19 protein-coding genes and 3 pseudogenes are annotated in these 23,132 nt (G+C 54.4%); 19 read left to right on the top strand and 3 right to left on the bottom strand.

The window, feature by feature from the left end; all coding sequences use genetic code 11:
• The first annotated feature begins 231 nt into the window (after window positions 1–231).
• The 13 genes from cysG (at window position 232) to rpoS (ending at window position 11,437) form a co-directional block, all read left to right on the top strand.
• A complete protein-coding gene (gene cysG, locus ACVWZ0_RS17750) occupies window positions 232–1,638 on the top strand; it encodes a siroheme synthase CysG (protein WP_253458876.1) in 1,407 nt (468 codons plus the stop codon).
• 9 nt (window positions 1,639–1,647) lie between these two features.
• Window positions 1,648–2,556 carry a sulfate adenylyltransferase subunit CysD gene (gene cysD / locus ACVWZ0_RS17745; protein WP_253458879.1) on the top strand — a complete coding sequence of 303 codons (909 nt, stop codon included), beginning with the start codon at window positions 1,648–1,650 and terminating at the stop codon, window positions 2,554–2,556.
• A gap of 9 nt (window positions 2,557–2,565) precedes the next feature.
• The gene (gene cysN / locus ACVWZ0_RS17740; protein ID WP_253458881.1) at window positions 2,566–3,993 is read left to right on the top strand and encodes a sulfate adenylyltransferase subunit CysN; all 1,428 of its coding nucleotides are present in this window, start codon (window positions 2,566–2,568) and stop codon (window positions 3,991–3,993) included.
• Entirely contained in the window at window positions 3,993–4,598 is a 606-nt protein-coding gene (gene cysC / locus ACVWZ0_RS17735) for an adenylyl-sulfate kinase (RefSeq protein ID WP_253458883.1), read from the top strand. Before cysN ends, cysC begins: the two co-directional genes overlap by 1 nt.
• Window positions 4,599–4,654: 56 nt before the next feature.
• The gene (locus ACVWZ0_RS17730) at window positions 4,655–4,972 is read left to right on the top strand and encodes a DUF3561 family protein (protein ID WP_253458885.1); all 318 of its coding nucleotides are present in this window, start codon (window positions 4,655–4,657) and stop codon (window positions 4,970–4,972) included.
• A gap of 202 nt (window positions 4,973–5,174) precedes the next feature.
• Window positions 5,175–5,480: a cell division protein FtsB gene (gene ftsB, locus ACVWZ0_RS17725; protein WP_125287441.1), complete on the top strand. Its 306-nt coding sequence runs from the start codon at window positions 5,175–5,177 to the stop codon at window positions 5,478–5,480.
• A 3-nt stretch (window positions 5,481–5,483) separates the two neighbouring features.
• Window positions 5,484–6,194 (top strand): 2-C-methyl-D-erythritol 4-phosphate cytidylyltransferase, encoded by a 711-nt coding sequence (ispD, locus tag ACVWZ0_RS17720; RefSeq protein WP_253458887.1) that lies wholly within the window; start codon window positions 5,484–5,486, stop codon window positions 6,192–6,194.
• A complete protein-coding gene (gene ispF / locus ACVWZ0_RS17715) occupies window positions 6,194–6,673 on the top strand; it encodes a 2-C-methyl-D-erythritol 2,4-cyclodiphosphate synthase (RefSeq protein ID WP_125287443.1) in 480 nt (159 codons plus the stop codon). Before ispD ends, ispF begins: the two co-directional genes overlap by 1 nt.
• The gene (gene truD / locus ACVWZ0_RS17710; RefSeq protein ID WP_253458889.1) at window positions 6,673–7,710 is read left to right on the top strand and encodes a tRNA pseudouridine(13) synthase TruD; all 1,038 of its coding nucleotides are present in this window, start codon (window positions 6,673–6,675) and stop codon (window positions 7,708–7,710) included. The genes ispF and truD overlap by 1 nt, the downstream gene beginning before the upstream one ends.
• 77 nt (window positions 7,711–7,787) lie before the next feature.
• Entirely contained in the window at window positions 7,788–8,549 is a 762-nt protein-coding gene (gene surE / locus ACVWZ0_RS17705) for a 5'/3'-nucleotidase SurE (protein ID WP_125287445.1), read from the top strand.
• Window positions 8,543–9,169 (top strand): protein-L-isoaspartate(D-aspartate) O-methyltransferase, encoded by a 627-nt coding sequence (locus ACVWZ0_RS17700; protein WP_125287446.1) that lies wholly within the window; start codon window positions 8,543–8,545, stop codon window positions 9,167–9,169. Before surE ends, ACVWZ0_RS17700 begins: the two co-directional genes overlap by 7 nt.
• Before the next feature lie 156 nt (window positions 9,170–9,325).
• A complete protein-coding gene (gene nlpD, locus ACVWZ0_RS17695) occupies window positions 9,326–10,393 on the top strand; it encodes a murein hydrolase activator NlpD (RefSeq protein WP_253458892.1) in 1,068 nt (355 codons plus the stop codon).
• Between the two features lie 51 nt (window positions 10,394–10,444).
• Window positions 10,445–11,437 carry an RNA polymerase sigma factor RpoS gene (gene rpoS, locus ACVWZ0_RS17690; protein WP_125287448.1) on the top strand — a complete coding sequence of 331 codons (993 nt, stop codon included), beginning with the start codon at window positions 10,445–10,447 and terminating at the stop codon, window positions 11,435–11,437.
• A gap of 67 nt (window positions 11,438–11,504) precedes the next feature.
• Here rpoS and ACVWZ0_RS17685 read toward each other — a convergent pair whose 3' ends face one another.
• Both ACVWZ0_RS17685 and mutS read right to left on the bottom strand, forming a co-directional pair.
• A complete protein-coding gene (locus ACVWZ0_RS17685; RefSeq protein ID WP_253458896.1) occupies window positions 11,505–12,803 on the bottom strand; it encodes a hypothetical protein in 1,299 nt (432 codons plus the stop codon).
• Window positions 12,804–12,966: 163 nt separating this feature from the next.
• On the bottom strand, window positions 12,967–15,522 hold the full coding sequence (gene mutS / locus ACVWZ0_RS17680; protein ID WP_253458899.1) for a DNA mismatch repair protein MutS: 2,556 nt from the start codon (window positions 15,520–15,522) through the stop codon (window positions 12,967–12,969).
• Window positions 15,523–15,739: 217 nt separating this feature from the next.
• Between mutS and ACVWZ0_RS17675 the strand changes: the two genes are divergently transcribed.
• From ACVWZ0_RS17675 to ACVWZ0_RS17650, 6 genes and pseudogenes are all read left to right on the top strand, one after another.
• Window positions 15,740–17,023: a tyrosine-type recombinase/integrase gene (locus tag ACVWZ0_RS17675; protein WP_208789803.1), complete on the top strand. Its 1,284-nt coding sequence runs from the start codon at window positions 15,740–15,742 to the stop codon at window positions 17,021–17,023.
• A 167-nt stretch (window positions 17,024–17,190) separates the two neighbouring features.
• On the top strand, window positions 17,191–18,981 hold the full coding sequence (locus ACVWZ0_RS17670; RefSeq protein ID WP_253458902.1) for a DUF262 domain-containing protein: 1,791 nt from the start codon (window positions 17,191–17,193) through the stop codon (window positions 18,979–18,981).
• Window positions 18,978–21,341, top strand: coding sequence for a DUF262 domain-containing protein (locus ACVWZ0_RS17665; protein WP_253458905.1), 2,364 nt, complete (start codon window positions 18,978–18,980; stop codon window positions 21,339–21,341). Before ACVWZ0_RS17670 ends, ACVWZ0_RS17665 begins: the two co-directional genes overlap by 4 nt.
• A gap of 71 nt (window positions 21,342–21,412) precedes the next feature.
• A pseudogene (locus ACVWZ0_RS17660) lies at window positions 21,413–21,562 on the top strand (tyrosine-type recombinase/integrase); the annotation flags it as partial.
• Between the two features lie 71 nt (window positions 21,563–21,633).
• Window positions 21,634–21,747, top strand: a pseudogene (locus ACVWZ0_RS17655) (transposase); the annotation flags it as partial.
• Window positions 21,746–22,153 (top strand): annotated as a pseudogene (locus ACVWZ0_RS17650) (integrase core domain-containing protein); the annotation flags it as partial. The pseudogenes ACVWZ0_RS17655 and ACVWZ0_RS17650, both read left to right, overlap by 2 nt.
• Before the next feature lie 60 nt (window positions 22,154–22,213).
• Here the strand turns inward: ACVWZ0_RS17650 and ACVWZ0_RS17645 are convergent.
• Window positions 22,214–23,131, bottom strand: a complete 918-nt coding sequence (locus ACVWZ0_RS17645) for a hypothetical protein (RefSeq protein WP_253458907.1) — start codon at window positions 23,129–23,131, stop codon at window positions 22,214–22,216.
• Window position 23,132 lies beyond the last annotated feature (1 nt).

The raw sequence follows: 23,132 nt of genomic DNA, 5'->3' as shown, positions 1-23,132 counted from the left end.
CTGTAACGAAACAGCGAAAATATTTTGCTGTCCCAGTATGAAAGTGTGACGGGCTCCGCACAATTACAATCCTTCTGAAAGCCCCTGAAATCGCTCCGCTAAGCACATTTTGTGCGTAGCTTTACCGTAACGTTATTCCATTCGGTAACTACTCATTCCAATTAGTAATTTCATAAGCCTCCGCCGCCGCCCTATAGTCGCGTTAACTTTTTGTTATTTAGCAAGGCTGACGTGGATTATCTTCCCCTTTTTGCAGACATCCGAAACAAACCGGTGCTGGTGGTTGGCGGCGGCGACGTAGCCGCGCGCAAAATCGAACTGCTGCGTCGCGCAGGCGCGCGGGTGCAGATTGCCGCACGCGAACTGTGTGAAGAGCTGACGGCGCTGCAGGAGAGCGGTGAAGTCGAGTGGATTGCTCGCGACTATCAGAGCGCCCAGCTCGACCTGGTCTATTTCGTGATTGCCGCCACCGACGACGGCGAACTGAACAGCCGCGTCTTTGACGATGCCAGCGAGCGCAGGCTGCTGGCTAACGTGGTCGATGACCAGCCTAAATGCTCTTTTATTTTCCCTTCTATTGTCGACCGGTCGCCGCTGGTCGTGGCTATTTCCTCCAGCGGCACGGCGCCCGTACTGGCGCGCCTGCTGCGTGAAAAGCTTGAGTCTCTGTTGCCCGCCCATCTGGGGCAGATGGCCGCGCTGGCCGGCAGCTGGCGCGACAGAGTTAAGCAGCGGCTGAGCAAAATGTCAGAGCGCCGCCGCTTCTGGGAAAAGGCGTTTAACGGTCTTTTCGCCAGCCAGGTCGCTTCCGGCAATCTGACGGGCGCGGAACAGACGCTGGCTCGCCAGCTGGACGATCCGGAGGCGAGCCAGGGCGAAATTATCCTGGTCGGCGCGGGGCCTGGCGATGCCGGCCTGCTGACGCTGCGCGGGCTGCAGGTGATGCAGCAGGCGGACGTGGTGCTGTACGACCATCTGGTCAGCGACGAGGTGCTGGATTTAGTCCGACGCGACGCCGACCGCATCTGCGTGGGCAAGCGCGCCAGCGCGCACAGCGTGCCGCAGGAAGAGACTAACCGGATGCTGGTCGAGCTGGCGAAGAAGGGCAAGCGGGTTGTGCGCCTGAAGGGCGGCGATCCCTTTATTTTTGGTCGCGGCGGCGAAGAGCTTCAGGCGGCGGTTGAGGCGGGCATTCCATTTCAGGTGGTGCCGGGCGTGACCGCAGCGGCAGGCGCGACGGCCTATGCCGGCATTCCGCTGACGCATCGCGACCATGCGCAAAGCGTGCTGTTTATCACCGGCCATTGCCGGGCCGACGGCGAAGAGATGGACTGGCCATCGCTTGCCCGAGCGCGGCAGACGCTGGCTATTTATATGGGCACGGTAAAAGCCGCCGAAATCTCGGCGCAGCTTATTGCCCATGGCCGCGACGCGCAAACGCCGGTAGCGGTGATCGGGCGCGGCACGCGTCAGGATCAGCAGGTGCTGACCGGCACGCTACAGGAATTAGAACAACTGGCACAACGTGCGCCAACGCCCGCCCTGTTAGTGATAGGGGAAGTGGTCAACCTGCATCAGCAGCTGGCGTGGTTTCAACATTCAGCGCAGCGGGCGTCCGCCGTTGTGAATTTGGCTTGAGGAAAAGTTATGGATCAAAAACGACTCACCCACCTGCGTCAACTGGAAGCGGAAAGTATCCATATCATCCGTGAAGTGGCGGCAGAGTTCGGCAATCCGGTCATGATGTACTCTATCGGCAAAGACTCTTCGGTGATGCTGCACCTGGCGCGTAAAGCGTTCTATCCGGGCACGCTGCCTTTCCCGCTGCTGCACGTGGATACCGGCTGGAAATTTCGTGAAATGTACGAATTCCGCGACCGTACGGTAAAAGAGATTGGCGCCGAGCTGCTGGTGCATAAAAACCCGGAAGGCGTGGCGATGGGCATCAATCCCTTCGTGCACGGCAGCGCCAAGCACACCGACATTATGAAAACCGAAGGGCTGAAGCAGGCGCTGAACAAATACGGCTTTGATGCCGCGTTCGGCGGCGCGCGTCGCGACGAGGAAAAATCCCGCGCGAAAGAGCGTATCTACTCCTTCCGTGACCGTTTCCACCGCTGGGATCCGAAAAACCAGCGTCCTGAGCTGTGGCACAACTACAACGGCCAGATCAATAAAGGCGAAAGCATTCGCGTTTTCCCGCTCTCTAACTGGACCGAGCTGGATATCTGGCAATATATCTTCCTGGAAAATATCGACATTGTTCCACTGTATCTGGCCGCTAAGCGTCCGGTACTGGAACGCGACGGCATGTTGATGATGATTGACGACGACCGTATCGATTTACAGCCTGGCGAGAAGATTGAGGAGCGGATGGTGCGTTTCCGTACGCTGGGCTGCTGGCCGCTAACCGGCGCGGTGGAATCTGAAGCGCAGACGCTGCCTTCGATCATCGAAGAGATGCTGGTTTCAACCACCAGCGAACGTCAGGGGCGCGTGATCGACCGCGATCAGTCCGGCTCGATGGAGCTGAAGAAACGCCAGGGTTATTTCTAAGGAGCCGAGATGAACAACGTCATTGCACAACAAATTGCCGACCAGGGCGGCGTGGAAGCCTGGCTGCACGCTCAGCAGCACAAAAGCCTGCTGCGTTTTCTGACCTGCGGCAGCGTCGACGACGGCAAAAGCACGCTGATTGGCCGCCTGCTGCACGACACGCGCCAGATTTATGAAGATCAGCTCTCTTCGCTGCACAACGACAGCAAGCGTCACGGTACCCAGGGCGAGAAACTGGATCTGGCGCTGCTGGTGGACGGCCTGCAGGCCGAGCGGGAACAGGGCATCACCATCGACGTGGCCTACCGCTATTTCTCCACTGAAAAGCGCAAATTTATTATTGCCGACACGCCGGGGCACGAGCAGTACACCCGCAATATGGCGACAGGCGCATCAACCTGCGACCTGGCCATTCTGCTGATCGACGCCCGTAAAGGCGTGCTGGATCAGACGCGTCGTCACAGCTTTATCTCCACGCTGCTGGGCATCAAGCACCTGGTGGTGGCTATTAATAAGATGGATCTGGTTGAGTACAGCGAAGAGAAGTTCGAGCAAATCAAACAGGACTATCTGGATTTTGCCGAACAGCTGCCGAACGATCTGGATATCCGCTTTGTGCCGCTGTCGGCGCTGGAAGGGGAAAACGTCGCTTCCGCGAGCGAGGCGATGGGCTGGTACACCGGTCCGACGCTGCTGGACGTGCTGGAAACCGTCGAGGTCAAGCGCGTGGTGGAACAGCAGCCGATGCGCTTCCCGGTGCAGTACGTCAACCGACCTAACCTGGATTTCCGCGGCTATGCGGGCACCCTGGCGTCGGGAACGGTACAGGTCGGCCAGCGCGTGAAGGTGCTGCCATCCGGCGTGGAATCTTCCATCGCCCGCATCGTGACCTTTGACGGCGATTTGCAGGCAGCGCAGGCCGGCGAAGCGATTACGCTGGTGCTGAAGGACGAAATCGATATCAGCCGCGGCGATCTGCTGGTAGATGCCAGTACAGAGCTGAAGCCCGTGCAGGCCGCCAGCGTGGACGTGGTATGGATGGCGGAACAGCCGCTGGCGCCGGGTCAGAGCTTCGATATTAAAATCGCCGGCAAGAAAACCCGCGCGCGCGTCGAAAAAATTCAGTATCAGGTGGAAATCAACAGTCTGGCCCAGCGTCAGGTGGAAAACCTGCCGCTGAACGGCATCGGTCTGGTGGATCTGACCTTTGACGAGCCGATGGTGCTGGATAAATACCAGCAGAATCCGGTTACCGGCGGCATGATCTTTATTGACCGTCTGAGCAACGTTACCGTCGGCGCAGGCATGATCCGCGAACCGAACGAGGAAGCGGCGCAGGCGACCGGTGATTTCAGCGCTTTTGAACTGGAATTTAACGCGCTGGTGCGTCGCCACTTCCCGCACTGGGGCGCTCGCGATATTTCAGGCGGTCAATAATGGCCGCTCACGATGAAAACGTCGTCTGGCATGCGCACGCGGTAACGCGTGCGGAGCGCGAACAGCTGCACGGTCATCAGGGCGCGGTGCTGTGGTTTACGGGGCTTTCCGGCTCCGGTAAATCCACCGTGGCGGGCGCGCTGGAGCAGGCGCTGCATCAGCTTGGCGCCAGCACCTATCTGCTGGATGGCGACAACGTGCGTCACGGCCTCTGCCGCGATCTGGGCTTCAGCGACGCCGATCGTAAAGAGAATATCCGGCGCGTCGGCGAAGTCGCAAAGCTGATGGTCGATGCGGGCCTGATCGTTCTGAGCGCCTTTATCTCTCCGCATCGGGAAGAGCGGCAGATGGTGCGCGACATGGTTGGGGAAGGGCGCTTTATTGAAGTCTTTGTCGACACGCCGCTGGCTATCTGCGAAGCGCGCGATCCCAAAGGCCTGTATAAAAAAGCGCGGGCCGGCGAGCTGCGTAATTTCACCGGCATTGACGCCGTTTATGAAGCGCCGGAACGTCCGGAAATCCGCCTGGATGGCGAACAATTGGTAACAAATTTACGGGTTCAAGTGTTAGATCTGCTGCGTGACCGCGATATTATCAAAGCCTGAGATAGCCGCGGCAAAACGCCTCAGAGCGGGCCGTATTACGCGTCAACAGGATACTTATGCATAACGTTACGCCCATGCTGGCCCGCAAAGATGACGGTCAGGAAGAGTCTTCCTGGTCGTTTCCCGGTGGAGTGGCAGGCTTTGCCTGCTACTGGTTCGCACTCGCGATCCCTTTTATGCTTTACGGCTCTAACACGCTGTTCTTCTTCCTCTATACCTGGCCCTTCTTTCTCGCGCTGCTGCCCGTTTCCGTTCTGGTCGGTATTATCGCCAGCGTGCTGCTGCGCGGCCATCTGATCTGGACGCTCCTGCTCACTGTCGTGGTGGTCATAGGCCTTTTCTGGCTGCTGTTTACGCTGCTGAGCGGTTGGTAATCGCCCTCATTGTGGTAAGGTTTGCCCGCCCGTGGGCAAAATCTGATGTCTGAATGCGCCCGGTGGTAACAGAAGGTTGCCTGACGACGCTGTTTAGCCCCGTGGAACGCTCACCGATTCGCCAAACGGCGGCAATTTCAAGGCCGCAGTGGAGTCGGGAGAAAAGTTATGGGATGATTGAGCCGTTTTTCAGGGGGCGGGGATGGGAAAACTTACGCTGCTGTTACTTGTACTACTCGGCTGGCTGCAATATTCGCTCTGGCTGGGCAAGAACGGCCTACATGACTATACGCGCGTTAACGACGATGTTGCGGTGCAGCAGAGCAGTAACGCCAAATTAAAAGCGCGCAACGATCGGCTGTTTGCGGAAATCGATGACCTGAATGGCGGTTCCGAAGCTATCGAAGAACGCGCGCGCAATGAGCTGGGCATGATCAAGCCCGGTGAGACCTTCTATCGCCTTGTGCCGGATCGCAGTAAAAACGCGCAGGCCAATCAACAACGATAAAACATGACTATCGCAGGTACTGAGGTGATTGCCGTTGTGCCCGCTGCCGGTGTCGGCAGCCGGATGCAGGCGGCCTGTCCTAAGCAATATCTTCGCATTAACGGCAAGAGCGTGCTTGAGCACGCCATTGACGGCCTGCTGGCGCATCCGCAGGTCAATCAGATTATCGTGGCTATCACGCCAGAAGATCCCTGGTTCTTTACGCTGCCGGTCGCTAAGGATCCTCGCGTGCGCTGGGTCGCCGGCGGCAAAGAACGAGCCGACTCGGTGCTGGCCGGTCTGCAAGCCGCGCCAGAGGCCCGTTGGGTGCTGGTGCACGACGCGGCGCGTCCCTGTCTGCATCCCGACGATTTACACCGCCTGCTGGCGATCACCGCGACCAGCCGCATCGGCGGCATTTTGGCCGCGCCCGTGCGTGACACCATGAAGCGCGCGGAACCCGGCTCGCCGGCAATTGCCCATACGGTGGAGCGGGAGGCGCTCTGGCACGCGCTGACGCCGCAGCTGTTTCCGCTGGAGCTGTTGCGTAGCTGTCTGCAGCGGGCGCTGCAGGAAGGTGCGTCCATCACGGACGAGGCCTCCGCGCTGGAATATTGCGGCTATCATCCCGAACTGATCGTCGGCCGCAGCGACAATATCAAGGTGACGCGACCGGAAGATCTGGCGCTGGCCGCTTTTTACCTGACTCAATTACATAATAAGGAGAGCGCATAATGCGTATCGGCCACGGTTTTGATGTACACGCGTTTGGCGGCGAAGGCCCGCTGATTATTGGCGGCGTGCGAATTCCTTATGAGAAAGGGCTGCTGGCCCATTCCGACGGCGACGTGGCGCTTCATGCGCTGACCGATGCGCTGCTGGGCGCGGCGGCGCTGGGCGATATCGGCAAGCTTTTCCCCGATACCGACGCGGCTTATAAAGGGGCAGACAGCCGCGAGCTGCTGCGTGAAGCCTGGCGCCAGATTGAGAAAAAAGGCTATCGCGTTGGTAACGTCGACGTGACTATTATCGCCCAGGCACCGAAAATGCTGCCGCACGTGCCGCAGATGCGCATTCATATCGCGGAAGATCTGGGCATCCATATGGACTGCGTCAATGTGAAAGCGACCACCACTGAAAAGCTGGGCTTTACCGGCCGTGGCGAGGGCATCGCCTGTGAAGCCGTTGCGCTGCTGATCAAGGCTGACGCTTAATGACCGCCTGGCTTTATGGGCAGCCCGCCGCCAGCGGCGTGGTCAAAGCGAACCCGGAAGATTTCGTGGTGATCGAAGATCTGGGCTACCGTCCGGACGGTGACGGTGAGCAGGTGCTGGTGCGCATTCGTAAAAACGGCTGCAATACCCGCTTTGTGGCCGAGGCGCTGGCAAAGTTCGCTAAAATTCATCCGCGCGACGTCAGCTTTGCCGGCATGAAAGATCGTCACGCCGTGACCGAGCAGTGGTTCTGCCTGCGCGTGCCCGGCAAAGAGACGCCGGATTTTACCGCTTTTCAGCTGGAAGGCTGTGAAGTGCTGGAGAGCGCGCGGCATCGTCGTAAGCTGCGTACCGGCGCGCTACAGGGCAATGCCTTTACGCTTATCCTGCGTCAGATTTCCGACCGGGCGTCCGTTGAGCAGCGTCTGCAGCAGATAGCGCAGGGCGGTTTCCCGAACTATTTTGGCGAGCAGCGCTTTGGCCATGCCAACAACAACCTGATTATGGCGCAGCGCTGGGCGGCGGATGAGATCCGCGTGCGCGAGCGCAACAAGCGCAGCTTTTTACTTTCCGCCGCGCGCAGCGCGCTGTTTAATCAGGTCGTCAGCGATCGCCTGAGTAAAATGGGATCGCTGACCCGCGTGATGCCGGGCGATGCGTTGCAGCTTACCGGACGCGGCAGCTGGTTTGTGGCCGCCGAAGAAGAGCTGCCTGGGCTGCAGGCGCGCACGGAGAATAACGAGCTGCGCGTGACGGCACCGCTGCCGGGCAGCGGCGATCCGGGCACCCAGGGCGAGGCGCTGGCGTTTGAGCAGCAAAGCCTGGCGCACGAAACGGCGCTGATTGCGCTGCTGGCGCGCGAGCGCGTAGAGGCGGCTCGCCGCGCCGCGCTGGTGGTGCCGCGTGATTTGCGCTGGAGCTGGTGGGATGATGTCACCGTCGAGCTTTCCTTCTGGCTGCCGGCGGGCAGTTTTGCCACCAGCCTGGTGCGCGAACTGCTTAACCAGCCGAACGGCGAGGCGGACGTAGCGGAATAGGCGCAAAAGGCGCGCCCCGGCGGCGGTCGGGGATGATATGATACCCAACAGATTGAAAAGAAGGGGTTAAATTCCAGATGCGAATATTGCTGAGTAATGATGACGGTATCCACGCGCCGGGTATTCAGACGCTGGCGGCCGCGCTGCGCGAGTTTGCAGAGGTGCAGGTGGTGGCGCCGGATCGCAACCGCAGCGGCGCATCTAACTCGCTGACGCTGGAAACGCCGCTCCGTACCTTCAGCTATCCCAACGGCGATATTGCGGTACAGATGGGCACGCCAACCGACTGCGTCTATTTGGGCGTGAACGCGCTGATGCGCCCCAAACCGGATATCGTCGTTTCCGGCATTAATGCGGGAGCGAACCTGGGCGACGACGTCATCTATTCCGGCACCGTGGCGGCGGCGATGGAAGGGCGCCATCTGGGCCTGCCCGCGCTGGCCGTCTCGCTGGACGGGCATCAGCATTACGACACCGCCGCCGCCGTAACCTGTTCTCTGCTGAGGGCGCTGCAGCGCGAGCCGTTGCGCACCGGCCGGATCCTGAACATCAACGTGCCGGATTTACCGCTCAGCGAAATTAAAGGTATCCGCATGACCCGCTGCGGCAGCCGTCATCCCAGCGATCAGGCTATCCCGCTACAGGATCCGCGCGGCCATACGCTGTACTGGATTGGCCCGCCGGGTGAAAAGTTCGACGCCGGTCCCGATACGGACTTTGCCGCCGTCGAAGAAGGTTACGTGTCGGTAACCGCGCTGCATGTCGATCTCACCGCGCATGGCGCGCAGGAGGTCGTTGCTTCATGGTTAGCCAGTTCGGGAGTTGAAAACGAATGGTAAACCGCCGCATTGAAACGCTGCTGGACCAGCTGCGCCAGCAGGGCATTACGGATGAAGCCTTGCTGAAGGCGATTGAAGCGGTGCCGCGCGAGCGTTTCGTTGATGAAGCTTTCGAGCATAAAGCCTGGGACAATACGGCGCTGCCGATTGGCTCCGGGCAAACCATTTCCCAACCCTATATCGTGGCGAAAATGACCTCGCTGCTGGCGTTGAAACCCGAGTCGCGCGTGCTGGAGATCGGCACCGGTTCGGGCTATCAAACCGCTATCCTCGCGCATCTTGTCGGGCATGTTTGCTCCGTCGAACGTATCAAAGGCCTGCAATGGCAGGCGAAACGGCGGCTGAAGCAGCTCGATCTGCACAATGTTTCCACCCGTCATGGCGATGGCTGGCAGGGCTGGCCGGCGCGCGGCCCTTTCGATGCGATTATCGTTACCGCTGCGCCGCCGGAGATCCCTGTCGAGCTGATGAACCAGCTTGATGAGGGCGGCATCATGGTGCTGCCGGTCGGCGACGAACAGCAGCAGCTCAAGCGCATCACCCGTAAAAACGGCGAATTTCTGGTGGAAACCATTGAGCCGGTGCGATTTGTGCCGCTGGTGCAGGGCGATCTGGCCTGAGCGCCCGGCCAATTGTACGCATCTGTTAATGGCTTCTATCTGTTAATGGCACGTGACGGCCGATATTGTTACTATTCAGTCTATTCAGAATTTAATGCTGCTGGCGCAGGTTTAGCCGAGCGCGGCCGCACAGTTTTGCCGTAGCGGGGGATATAAATGAGCACGGGAAGCCCGGTAGTAAAATTACGCCGTATTGCGGCGGTTTCACTCGTTGGTTTTTGGTTAGCTGGCTGTTCCAGCGATAACGCACAGGCGCCAATCAGCTCGGTAGGCGGCAATGGCAGCGCCAACAGCGGCGGGGGATTAATCAGCCAGCCACCGCCGATCGTTTCCGGTTCTGGCCGCGCCGCGCCCGCAGCGAGCGGCGGCAGAAGTGAAAATGTTGTTACGCAAAATGGGCGTATCATCTATAACCGCTCGTATGGGAATATTCCGAAAGGTAGCTACAGCGGCGAAACTTACACCGTTAAACGCGGCGATACGCTGTTCTATATTGCCTGGATTACCGGCAACGATTTCCGTGATTTAGCCGAACGAAATAACGTCTCTGCGCCTTACAGCCTCAATGTGGGCCAGCAGTTGCAGGTTAGTAACGGCTCCGGCGGCACCCTGACCGGCGGCAATGCCATCACCGCAGCGGATGCAACGGCGGGCGGCGTGCCCACTCAGCCGACCACTGCGCAAATGAAGAGCACAACGGTTGCACGTCAGCCGGTTATTACGTATTCTGAGGATTCAGGTAAACCAAGTGAAGGCAAAATGTTACCTTCAGCCGGTACAAATACTGTCGCAACGACGACAGCGCCGGTAAGTGCTCCGACCGTCAGCAGCACAACGAATAGCTCTACTCCGGTAGGCAGCTGGCGTTGGCCGACCGACGGGAAGATTATCGATAACTTTTCTGCTTCCGAAGGCGGCAACAAAGGTATCGATATCGCGGGATCGCGAGGACAGCCCGTTGTATCAACCGCCTCAGGGCGCGTTGTGTATGCCGGGAATGCGCTGCGCGGTTATGGCAACTTGATTATCATCAAACATAATGATGACTACCTGAGTGCATATGCCCATAACGACACGATGCTGGTCCGCGAGCAGCAGGAAGTAAAAGCGGGTCAGAAGATTGCGACAATGGGCAGTACCGGCACCAGTTCGGTTAGATTGCATTTTGAAATTCGTTACAAGGGGAAATCCGTAAACCCGTTGCGCTATTTGCCGCAGCGATAAACCGGCAGAACCCTGGTTGTTCTGCCCTGGGATCACGGGTAGGAGCCGCTAATGAGCCAGAATACGCTGAAAGTTAATGAGTTACATGAAGACGCGGAATTCGACGAAAACGGAGCTGAGATTTTTGATGAGAAGGCTCTTGTCGGAAATGAACCTGCTGATAACGATATAGCTGAAGAAGAGCTGTTGTCACAAGGCGCTACACAACGTGTTTTGGATGCGACGCAGCTCTACCTGGGGGAGATCGGTTATTCACCGCTCCTTACGGCAGAGGAAGAAGTTTTCTTCGCTCGTCGTGCTCTGCGTGGTGACATTCCGTCTCGTCGCCGCATGATTGAAAGTAACTTACGTCTGGTAGTGAAGATCGCCCGTCGTTACAGCAATCGTGGTCTGGCTTTGCTGGATCTGATTGAGGAAGGTAACCTGGGCCTGATCCGCGCGGTAGAGAAATTTGACCCTGAACGTGGGTTCCGTTTCTCTACTTACGCTACCTGGTGGATCCGTCAGACGATTGAACGGGCGATCATGAATCAAACCCGTACCATCCGTCTGCCAATCCACATTGTTAAAGAGCTGAACGTCTATCTGCGTACCGCCCGCGAACTGGCCCACAAGCTGGATCACGAGCCAAGCGCGGAAGAAATTGCCGAACAGCTGGACAAACCCGTTGATGACGTCAGCCGTATGCTGCGCCTCAACGAACGCATCACGTCAGTTGACACGCCGTTAGGCGGAGATTCTGAGAAAGCGCTGCTGGATATCCTGGCCGACGAGAAAGACAACGGTCCGGAAGATACCACCCAGGACGATGACATGAAGCAGAGCATCGTCAAATGGCTGTTCGAACTGAACGCCAAACAGCGTGAAGTGCTGGCGCGTCGTTTCGGCCTGTTAGGCTACGAAGCGGCAACGTTAGAAGATGTGGGTCGCGAAATCGGTCTGACCCGTGAACGTGTTCGCCAGATTCAGGTTGAAGGTCTTCGTCGTCTGCGGGAAATTCTGCAGGCTCAGGGACTGAACATTGAAGCCTTGTTTCGCGAATAATGCGGGCGCTTAAAGAGTGAAAGTGAAAAGCGGTGGTGCAAACCACCGCTTTTTTATTGCCTGTAAATCAGACAACTTCCTTAACTTTCTCTTTTGCGTCGGATTTCACATCCTGCATCGCATAGGTATCCATCACCGCGCCTTTATAAGCGCTCATCAACATCTGCATCGGCGTAACTTTGCCGGTCAACAGCCCTTGCGCCATGCCTTTTAGCGCGTCAAACGCGGTTTTCACGCCGCCCACGATGCCGCCTTTGATCACATCCCACGGATTGGTACTTTCTGCGCGACCCATCCCGGTCAGCACGTTGCTGAGTCCAGGAATAAAGGCCAGCGCCTTGCCCAGCTTCAGGCAAATGCCCTGAAAACCGCTTTTATTGGTGCCGTTCAGGTTGACCATTTCGTCGTTGGTGGTGGTTAAACGGCCGTCTTTGGGAAAGGCTTTATCCAGTCCCTGTTCCGCCACGTCTTTGACGATCGCCGCTTCCGTCCCGTGACGGGCATCGCCACTTTTGGTAAGGCCTTCGATTTTGCCGTTAGTGGAGATTTTACCGCGATCGCCGCCTTCCCGGTTATCCAGCGCCTTAACGTTATTTAAAAAGTACGACATGTTTTTGGCGGCCAGCGCCCGGCTTTTCTCGTCCGGGTTATTGGCCGTCCAGTCGCCGAACTGCTTTTTCAGCTCGCTCTGCTTGATATCTTTCTGATTGCCCAGGTTTTTCAACACCGGGTTCTCGTTGATGATTTGATCGGCGGTGCGGTTGTCGCCATCCATGTTTTTAAACAGCGTGCTGCTGGAAGGCGGAACGCTGGTGTCCTTTTCGCTGGCTGGCATCGTCTGCCCGCCGGCGTTCGCATCGGCAGTCCCGGTTGCGCCTGTGGCCGTCGCACCCAGCGAAGAGAGCAGCTCCTTAAGCTGAGACAGCGCGCTGCTGAGTTGCGTATCGGTTGTGCTGCTGTTGCCGGACGACTGCTGGCTCTCCTGGCTTTGTTTAAGCAGTTTGGTAATGCTGTCGAGCAGCATTTGCAGCTGCGACATCACGTTCTGCGTGTTTTTGGCGGAAGGGGAGCCGTTTTGCGCGCCGGTGCCTGAAGATTGCTGCTGCGCCAGCTGCTCCTTGAGCTTGCTCAGCTCCTCCTTGCCCTGCTTTAACAGCGAATCGATCAGCGTTTTATAATCGGCACTGAGCGAGGCCGTAGAGCTTTTCTGCGTAGTGGTGCCCTGCGCGCCGCCGTATTGCAACAGACTGGACTTTTCCGGTGCTGCGGCGAGGCTGCCGTTCTGCGCTTTACCCGGGCGCGCGGAGAACTGTCCCGCGTTAATCGCCTCGCTGTTTATCCCAACGGGATTCACTCTTAAATTCATGACACTCTCCACTGGATTAGATGAAATGACGCGGACAAAACGGCGCGATGCAGACCGCTAACGCTTTATCACTGTCATTACGTGGGAGAGAGGAGGGGGATAGTTCCATTGCAAAGAAAAGGCCCGCGTGAGGCGGGCCTGCGCTTAAACCATCAGCCTGCAACTAAACCAGCGATTTCAGACGATAGATCCATTCCAGCGCCTGACGCGGCGACAGCGTGTCGGGATCTAACGCTTCCAGCGCCTCAACGGCCGGGGACGTCTCTTCAACCAGCAGCGGCAGCTGTGGGCCTTCCGCGCTGCCTGCGGCCGCGCTGGCCGAGCTGGCTTCCAGCTCTTTCAGCTTCTGCCGCGCGCGCTTGATCACTTCTTTCGGCACGCCTGCCAGCGCGGCAACGGCCAGTCCGTAACTTTTGCTGGCCGCGCCGTCCTGCACGCTGTGCATAAAGGCGATGGTGTCGCCGTGCTCCACGGCATCCAGATGCACGTTGGCGACGCCTTCCATCTTCTCTTCCAGCGTGGTCAGCTCGAAATAGTGCGTGGCGAACAGCGTCATCGCTTTGATGCGGTTCGCCAGGTTTTCCGCGCAGGCCCAGGCAAGAGAAAGACCGTCGTAGGTCGAGGTGCCGCGGCCGATCTCGTCCATCAATACCAGGCTGTATTCCGTCGCGTTATGCAGAATATTGGCGGTTTCGGTCATTTCGACCATAAAGGTTGAGCGACCGGAGGCGAGATCGTCCGCCGCGCCAACGCGGGTGAAGATGCGGTCGATGGGGCCAATTACCGCTTCTTCCGCCGGAACGTAGCTGCCGATAAAGGCCATCAGCGCTATCAGCGCGGCCTGGCGCATATAGGTGCTTTTACCGCCCATGTTCGGCCCGGTGATCACCAACATGCGGCGCTGCGGTGACAGCGTCAGCGGGTTGGCGATAAACGGCTCTTTCAGCACCTGCTCGACCACCGGATGACGGCCGCCGGTCAGTCTGATGCCTGGCTTATCGGTAAAGGTTGGACAGTTGAAGTTCAGGGTCCAGGCGCGCTCGGCAAGGTTGCTCAATACGTCCAGCTCCGCCAGCGCGGCGGCGCTGATCTGTAGCGCTTCCAGATGCGGCAGCAGCAGATCGAACAGCCCGTCGTAAAGGGCCTTTTCCAGCGCCAGCGCCTTGCCTTTCGAGGTCAGAACCTTGTCTTCATACTCTTTCAGCTCGGGGATAATATAGCGCTCGGCGTTTTTCAGCGTCTGGCGACGCACGTAGTTGATCGGCACCAGATGGCTTTGCCCACGGCTGACCTGAATATAGTAGCCGTGCACGGCGTTAAAACCGACCTTGAGCGTATCCAGCCCCAGCTTTTCACGCTCGCGGATTTCCAGCTTGTCCAGATAGTCGGTGGCGCCGTCCGCCAGCGCGCGCCACTCGTCCAGCTCTTCGTTATAGCCTGGCGCAATCACGCCGCCATCGCGCACCAGCACCGGCGGTGCATCGATAATGGCATTTTCCAGCAGCTCGCGCAGCTCGTCGAACTGGCCCATCTGCTGGCGCAGCGTTTGCAGATGCGGCACGTCGCTGTCAACCAGCAGCGCGTCCAGCCCGGGCAGCTGCTGAAAAGCGTGACGCATTCTGGCCAGATCGCGCGGGCGCGCCGTGCGCAGCGCCAGCCTGGCGAGGATACGCTCCAGATCGCCGACCTGCCGCAGCAGCGGCGCCAGCTCGGCGGTAAAATCCTGTAGCGCGCCGATGCTTTGCTGCCGGTTGATAAGCGTTGCGGTGTCGCGGATCGGCATATGCAGCCAGCGTTTCAGCATGCGGCTGCCCATCGGCGTGACGGTTCTGTCCAGCACCGAAGCCAGCGTGTTATCGATGCCGCCCGCCAGGTTCTGGGTGATCTCCAGATTGCGGCGCGTGGCGGCGTCCATGATGATGCCGTCCTGCTGACGCTCCATCGTCAGCGAGCGGATATGCGGCAGCGAGGTGCGCTGGGTATCTTTTACATATTGCAGCAGGCAGCCTGCCGCACGCAGCGCAAACTGCGCCTGCTCGACGCCGAAGCCGTTCAGATCGCGGGTGCCGAACTGCATGTTCAGCTGCTGGCGCGCGGTATCCACCTCGAACTCCCACAGCGGACGACGACGTAAGCCACGACGATTTTCAATCAGCGACATGGCGGCAAAATCTTCGGGATAGAGCAGCTCCGCCGGATTGGTGCGCTGTAGCTCTGCCGCCATCGTTTCCAGATCGCTCGGCTCCGCCAGGCGGAAGCGGCCGGAGCTGATATCCAGCGTGGCGTAGCCGAAGCCGCGCGAACCCTGCCAGATGGCCGCCAGCAAATTGTCCTGACGCTCCTGCAGCAGCGCTTCGTCGCTGATGGTGCCGGGCGTGACGATGCGTACCACTTTACGCTCGACCGGGCCTTTGCTCAGCGCCGGATCGCCGATCTGTTCGCAGATCGCCACCGACTCGCCCAGCTGCACCAGTTTCGCGAGGTAGTTTTCCACGGCATGATGCGGGACGCCAGCCATCGGGATCGGTTCGCCAGCGGAAGCGCCGCGTTTGGTCAGCGAGATTTCCAACAGCTGAGAGGCGCGTTTAGCATCGTCATAAAACAGCTCGTAAAAATCGCCCATGCGGTAGAACAGCAGGATCTCCGGATGCTCGGCTTTCAAACGCAGGTACTGCTGCATCATTGGGGTGTGGGCGTCGAAATTCTCTAGTGTACTCATCAGTTTATGATGTCCATTTTCTTAAATTTTAATGAGTTAGTGATGTTTATTGTTCTCATTGAGTTTCACTTTGTCTCATTGGATCTCATGAAAACCTACATTTAAATGTAGGTTAAAGTGTAGCTTGCCAACCTATAGCCTGGTAAAATATGGCTACTTACAGCACAACCTACATTTTGTTTCATAAATGCGTAGGGAGCATGATAACGGAGTCTTTATGGCAGGAAAACAAGAGGCAAAGCCACTGTCGTTTAAAGCGATAGAAATGATGAAGCCGGGTGACAAAGATAAAGCTGATATTGGCGAAAATCGTGGTTTACGTGTCTCCTGTGGTGCTACTGGTGTTAAGTCTTTTTTCTACCGCTACACGAGCCCTGTGACTGGAAAACTTGCTCAGGTCAAAATTGGCAACTTTCCGCAGACTTCTCTCGCCGCTGCACGTCTTAAACTCAACGAATTGAAGCTGCTTCGTCAGGAAGGTCGGTGTCCTGCATCAGAACTCAAGCAGGAAAAGCAGCTTCGTGCAATCGAGGCTGAACAGGCCAAAGTACCTGAATTAACTGTGCAGGGATTAGTTGAACTGTATCTTACCGAGCGTATTGAGGATCGTAAAACGAAGGACGGGAAGATCATTCCCGGTGCGAGAAAGCCGAAAGGGCAGGCCGAGGTACGTCGTACTCTCTATGGTGATGCCGTTAAAAGCTTAGGAACCCGGAATGCTGCTGAGATTACGCGCCAGGATGTCATTAATTTAATCAATGGCATTGTAGCTCGAGGTGCAACCGTACAGGCAGGAAATGTACTGAGGGAACTTTCACTCGCATATGAATTTGCTATTGGCCTTGGGCGCTTTGATGACAGTTTTGCGAATCCAGCGTTGTTAGCAAAATCCAGCTTACGACAGACCAGAATCAAGCTCACAAATGGACGTGGAACACGAGTACTGAGTGAGGATGAGCTTGCTAAATTCCTTAATTGGCTTCCGGGCTCTGCTTATACGCCAACGATCAAAAACGTGTTACGTCTGACTCTCTGGACCGGGTGTCGTACCGGTGAAGTCTGCAATATGGCATGGAAGGATGTTGATCTTGAAAAAGGCACTATCCATCTGCGAGAAACCAAAACAGGGGTAGAGCGCTACGTACAGTTATCTGATCAGGCAATCGACTTTCTCAAAGTTTTACGCCTTACCTCTGACAAATATCTGTTTCCTTCGCAGGCGACTAAAAAGCCTATCCAGCAGAAATACCTGACTGAAAACTCATGGCGTTTACGTGAAAGCGGTCAAATGCTTGATATACCTCACTGGACGCCTCATGATCTGCGTCGTACTGTGCGGACAGGACTATCACGTTTGCAATGTCCAAATGAGGTGGCCGAGGCCATATTGGGGCATACGCGCGGTGGTGTTGAGGGGATTTATAACTTGTATAAGTATGATGCTGAGTGCCGGAAGTGGTTGCAGGTGTGGGCTGATTATTTAGACAAAGTTAAAATTTAAACTGCACCTTGAAATAATACTTTTCCGACTTTAATAGGTTAATTCTAAACAGTCGATGAATCCTTGTTTTTGAGCATTTGGGTGCGCTCTTATGTGACTATAAAAATTCGAGCTAGTAGAGAGTAAAACATTAGCCAAAAACTATTGCCTTAGAGGTCCCGTTTGATATGGCGACACAACAAATTCAATTGAAAACCGTTCATGAACTACGCACTTTCCTTGCAGATGGACAGCCCCAACGCTTTTTCATCCCAGCCTATCAGAGAGGGTACCGTTGGTCTTCGTTCCAGATAACACAGCTTTTGGATGACATCCACGAGTTCACTCAGCGACCCAACCCTCAGCCTCAGGAGTTCTACTGCTTACAGCCCTTAGTAATAAAATCGCGGCTACAAGGGGACTGGGAGGTAGTAGATGGTCAGCAACGGCTGACCACACTATTGTTGATCCTTCGTCACTTTAACGAACGTTTGGCCGAGCGCTTCCGTCAGCCACTCTATAAGCTGGATTATGAAACTCGCCCCAAACTGCCGGCCTTTTTAGAAGAGCCTTCCACTGAACTGGCGGAGACTAACGCTGACTATTTTCATCTTTATCTAGCTATGCAGACCATAGAGGACTGGTTTGCTCGACACGAGAGTGAGGTGGAAACGATCAAGGCTGCGATAATAAACCAGGTCAAGCTCATCTGGTTCGAGTTGGCAGAAGGAGATCATCCGGTTGAGGCTTTCACTAGGCTTAATGTAGGTAAGATACCGCTAACATCAGACGAACTTATCCGCGCGCTGTTTCTGCGTCGAAGCACCGGTGCCAGTGCTGATCCCACAAGCGCTCAGTTACGCATAGCCTACGAATGGGACCAGCTGGAAAAAGCCCTCCAAAATGATGCTTTTTGGTACTTCATAAGCAACAAGCCAGCTCCTGCCCAGAACCGCATTGGCCTATTGTTTGAACTGGTCGCGCAAGAAGACGGTTTATCGCACTTATGGCAGTATGACACCTATGCAACATTTCATCATGTCAATGGGCGGCTCAAGGCATCCGGTGCCAGCGTTAATGACGAGTGGGCACGCATTAAGTCCAGCTTCCTGCAGTTAGAAGAATGGTTTGAGGATCGTAGGCTCTTCCATATGGTGGGTTTTCTGGTTCATCAACGTGTCGGAATCAATGATATCCGTAAACTGGCGCAAGGCACGACTAAGAGCAGTTTCGAACTGACTTTGCGTCGTAAGATCTTCCACCTCGTTACAGGTGATGAGCTGTCTGTTCCTGTGAGCGAGGAGGTTGTACGAGAGCGCCTATCTACACATATGGATGGACTCAGCTACGATCGTAAGTCGAGTCACGGCCGCATTCGTGCTTGGCTGCTTCTATTCAACCTCGCAACCTTGTTGCAAGATGTGCGCTCAAATCTGCGTTTCCAGTTCGACAGTTTCAAGACCCAGTGCTGGGATATCGAGCATATTCGCTCCGTTAGCGATGACAGGCCTGGCCGTACGGACGCGCAAAGGACCTGGCTGGAACATTGCCTTAGATTTCTGGCTACGCAAGGCTCGAATAATGCTTTATACGAAGAGATTCGGATCAATTTAGTTGAACAAGCAGCCTCTAAGCTTCCTGAAGTGTTTGACAAACTATATGACAGAGTGCTGGAGTTTTTTTCCGAAGCGGGGGAGTGGGAGGAAGAGCATGGTTTGTGCAATCTGACTCTGCTGGATGAACATACCAATCGCAGTTACGGCAATGCCGTGTTTGCGGTAAAGCGCCAGAGATTACTATCCCTGGATCAGGCGGGTATCTTTGTGCCGCTGTGCACCCGCAACATTTTCCTGAAATGCTACAGCCCCCAGGTGGGCAATGCCCTGTTCTGGGCTGAGCATGACCGAGAAGCTTACGAAATAGCTATGCTGGATACACTCACCCACTTTATCTGCGGCAGCAAAAGGGAAATTCAATGAGCCTAGGCCAACAAATCACCTACATTCAGCTGCTGCAACAGCATATACATATCCAAATCCCGATTATTCAGCGTGACTACGCCCAAGGCCGACCTGATGAGCGAGAGGTTCGTGATACTTTCCTTGCCGCACTGGAAGATGCTCTGCTCAAGCCCGCTCATGACGTCAGCTTGCCGCTAAATTTAGACTTTATTTATGGCAGTGTTGAAGAATACCAAGGAAAGACACAGTTCCTCCCTTTGGACGGGCAGCAGCGTTTGACCACCTTGTTTCTGCTTCATTGGTATTTGGCATGGCGCGATAGCGCCTGGGAAGTATTTACAGCATTGTTCGTGGCAGAGGGAAAGTCTCGTTTCCGCTACGGAGTTCGGCCTAGTAGTAATGACTTTTTTGACCAGTTGGTGGTGTATCGTCCAACCGAAGCTGTGGACGAGGTGGTTTCGCTTGCGGACATTGTATGCGATCAACCTTGGTTTTTCCGAAGCTGGCTTCGCGACCCCTCTATCCAGTCTGTTCAAGGCATGATGGACGCCATCCATGAGCGCTTTGCAACCCATTCGAACTTATTCACTAGACTGGTAGACGAAGCTCGTCCAGCTGTCACATTTCAACTCCTAGGTCTGCATGACTTTGGCCTCTCGGATGACCTTTACATCAAGATGAATGCCCGGGGAAAGCCTCTCACTGAGTTCGAGAACTTCAAGGCTCGTTATGAGCAGTTGCTTAAAACTAAGTTTGTAGATCGCAGATTTTATATTGGTGACAGCTCATTCCCCATCCATGAATACGTGTCCATCCAACTGGACACGCATTGGGGGGACTTATTCTGGCAATTTCGTGACAAAGAAAGCAACCTATTTGATCAAGCTTTCCTTCGCATGTTTAGGGTGGTGGCTTTGGTAACTCGAGACTCTGGGGGAGAAGCATTCAATAAAGATACCGAGCTGTTGCGCAATCTATATAGCACATTGTCATTCCAAGACTATCACTACCAAGATTGGCTTGATGAGCGTTTTTCTATGTCGCTTATTTATTTGCTGGATACGTTACAAGCAGAAAAAAATAGATTGTACACGGGGTTGCTAAACGATCAGTTCTTTAATGAGTCATCCATACTAGGAAAAATTATTAGTCCGTACTTCACCTCCCTAAGCTATAGCGAAGCGGTGCAGTTCGCGGCCTATGTGGGCTATCTCCACAAACATAAGGGTAAGCCTGGGCCAGAGGCATTTCATCACTGGATGAGAGTTATCAAGAATCTGTCAGTGAATACTACCTATAACCGGGTAGATGATTTCCGGCGTAGCGTTGAAAGTGTAAATGCACTTTTGATTCATGCAGATAATATTCAGGAGTATCTAGCGAATCCTGACAACTCTGTGGATGGCTTCAATAGGCTTCAAATTAACGAGGAGCGCATCAAGTGTGCATTGATATTAGCCCATGAAGGGTGGGGGCCTCTTATCCAAACAGCAGAGGTGCATGGATACTTTACTGGACAAATTGACTTCCTAATAGAGTACTCAGGTGTTGCGGACCAGTTTAAAATGGTAGCTCCCTGTGACTGGACCGCTGATCAACATCTTGAACTCCAGCATACCTTTGAGCACTACTGGAGCTGGGCTCATGCTACCTTTTCGAATGTTGGCTTAAAGGAATTAGGTGCGTACTATTGGCTGCGGGCTCTGTTGAGTTTGGGGGACTGCTTGCTGCCAAAGGGAAAAAATCAGTCCTTCTTAGTTGATCGTGCAGATGATGAAGCCAGCTGGAAGCGATTCTTACGCTCTGAGGGAAAACGCGGTTTGCTGAAAAATCTGTGGGACCGAATGAATCCACATATTGACTTGTCGAATCAATTAGAAGATGTCATTTCTAGTGCGCCCCAGAGTGAGGACTGGCGACGATTGATTGTCGGTACTCCGGCAGTCATCAAGTTTTGTGAAGCTCGAGCCCTTCGCCTTGAATCTAACGAGAGGATTTACATACTAAAGCGCAGTCAACTTAATGGTGAACATGCCGAGTTGCTCACATTCTGCCTTTATCAGAAACTTAGGAATAAATTGCAAGCTTTTAACAATTTAAATATAACTTATATGACCGCAGTCGGTACTGCCTTCTGCCCTTATATCAGACTGAACTGCCTTCAGACTGAGGGGTGGCCTGAATTCAGCATCATCGCAGAACGCAGCCAATTCATCATAAGAACAATGTTACCTACAAAGGAAATTGATCTACAAATTGGCACCACGCTTAGAGACATTTTTCACTTCCAAGAAAATTATTATTTTCAAATAGCGACGGACAGCCGTGACATAGAACATGTGTTGGCGCAGCTAAATGGATACTCTGTCAGCAGCTAGCTGCTGTGGCTGTATGGACTGACCCATTAAGTTGGTCAGTCCACCGATCATTTATAAGGTTTACCGCCGCTCTTGAAAAAGGGACTATTCATTTGCTCATTTGCGAGAAACCAACACAAGAGCCGAGCCCTTCCTACGCCCAGTTATCCGATCAGGCTATCGACTTTCTCAAGGTTCTACGCCTTACTTCCGACAAATATCTGTTTCCTTCGCAGGCGACTTGACCTGCTCCTCATTGATTAACACACCACGATGTCAGTAATGTCTTCATCAGCAACGTGAGGGCAACCCTATGAAGAAGCGTTTTTCCGACGAACAGATCATCAGTATCCTCCGCGAGGCCGAAGCCGGAGTTTCTGTCGGTGAGCTCTGCCGTAAGGACGCAATATCAGACGCCACGTTTTACCGCCGCTTTCGGTATATCAGGCACTCAGGTCACACGTATTCTGGACAGTATTGCGCTGTTTCGCGGCTATCCGGCTACGATAAGAACTGACCAGGGGCCGGAGTTTACCTGCAGGGCACTGCACCAGTGGGCCTTTGAGCATGGCGTTGAGCTTCGGCTTATTCAGCCGAGCAAGCCGACACAGAACGGGTTTATCGAAAGCTTTAATGGTCGGTTTCGGGATGAGTGTCTGAATGAGCACTGGTTCAGCGATATTGTTCACGCCAGAAAAATCATTAACGACTGGCGGCAGAACTATAACGAGTGTCGGCCTCGTTCCTCACTAAATTATCTGACGCCAGCGGAGTTTGCAGCGGGCTGGCGAAATGCAAAAAATGAAGGTAAACAAACCGACATTACTAACTGACTATTGTGTTTAATACTGGGGGGAGGTCAAGGCCTATATCTATGCGTGTTTATCGCGCGGCTAAAGTGTAACTATTTGCTTGCCTGCAATCTCTTTTTGATCTTTAATAAATGCCTCTAACACCTCTTTATTATGGGCAAGTGTGTTTATATCGGTTTTTCCAGAAATAATACGAAAAATAAGGTGGTAATAATCCTTAAGTTTTTCATGTATTTCTAATGATATATTCCGGCCCCGATGATAATCCAATCCATTTGTAGAATCTATATTGGAAGAATTTGTTTTCATTACTAAGCTCATGAAATTATCTTTTAAGTCAAAGTACACTACTGGAATTTCATATTTTGCTAGAGTAGATGGCTTAACATAATCACCATAGCTAACCTTTATTTGTAAGCCCGCTTGGATTCCACTTAATTGGTTTCCGGAAATGGACATCATTAACTGGGATTTTTCATCATCCTTATCAATCCAAATAATATCTCGCTGAGTGTCTCCAGGATTGTATTTTTGTGGGTGGTTTAATTGAGTATATTTAAGTCCAGTGCCTAAGGCTTTATATTTATCATAAGATTTTTGAGGGGAGATATAACGTCTCGCTGCATTTGCCCATTTTGTGTTTTTTATACTATCTTTATTACATTCATCAACGATAAGAGCTTCCGCTATTTTTCCTAATATCCTCATGGTCGTTTTATGTGGATCAAGCTCTAGAACTATACGATGTTGAAGAAAACCTTTTTCGTCAACGGAGACCAAACCCAGTTCATTAGTTAATAATTGCAGCAAATCCATGCCATGTTGCACTGTAAGTAATTTAGGGTCTCGGTCGAGCAAACCGCCGTTGTTCCATAAGTCATACGATTGGGATGAGTCGAGGGAAATAGTGCCATCAGGTAACATAATAGCTACAACTAATTTCGATGTGGGTAAAGAAAATTTTTGTATTAAATGTTTCTCCGGTGTTTCTTTAAGCATA

The organism is Erwinia sp. TECH1 (assembly GCF_054057575.1).
This window is presented reverse-complemented; position numbering and strand designations above follow the sequence as displayed.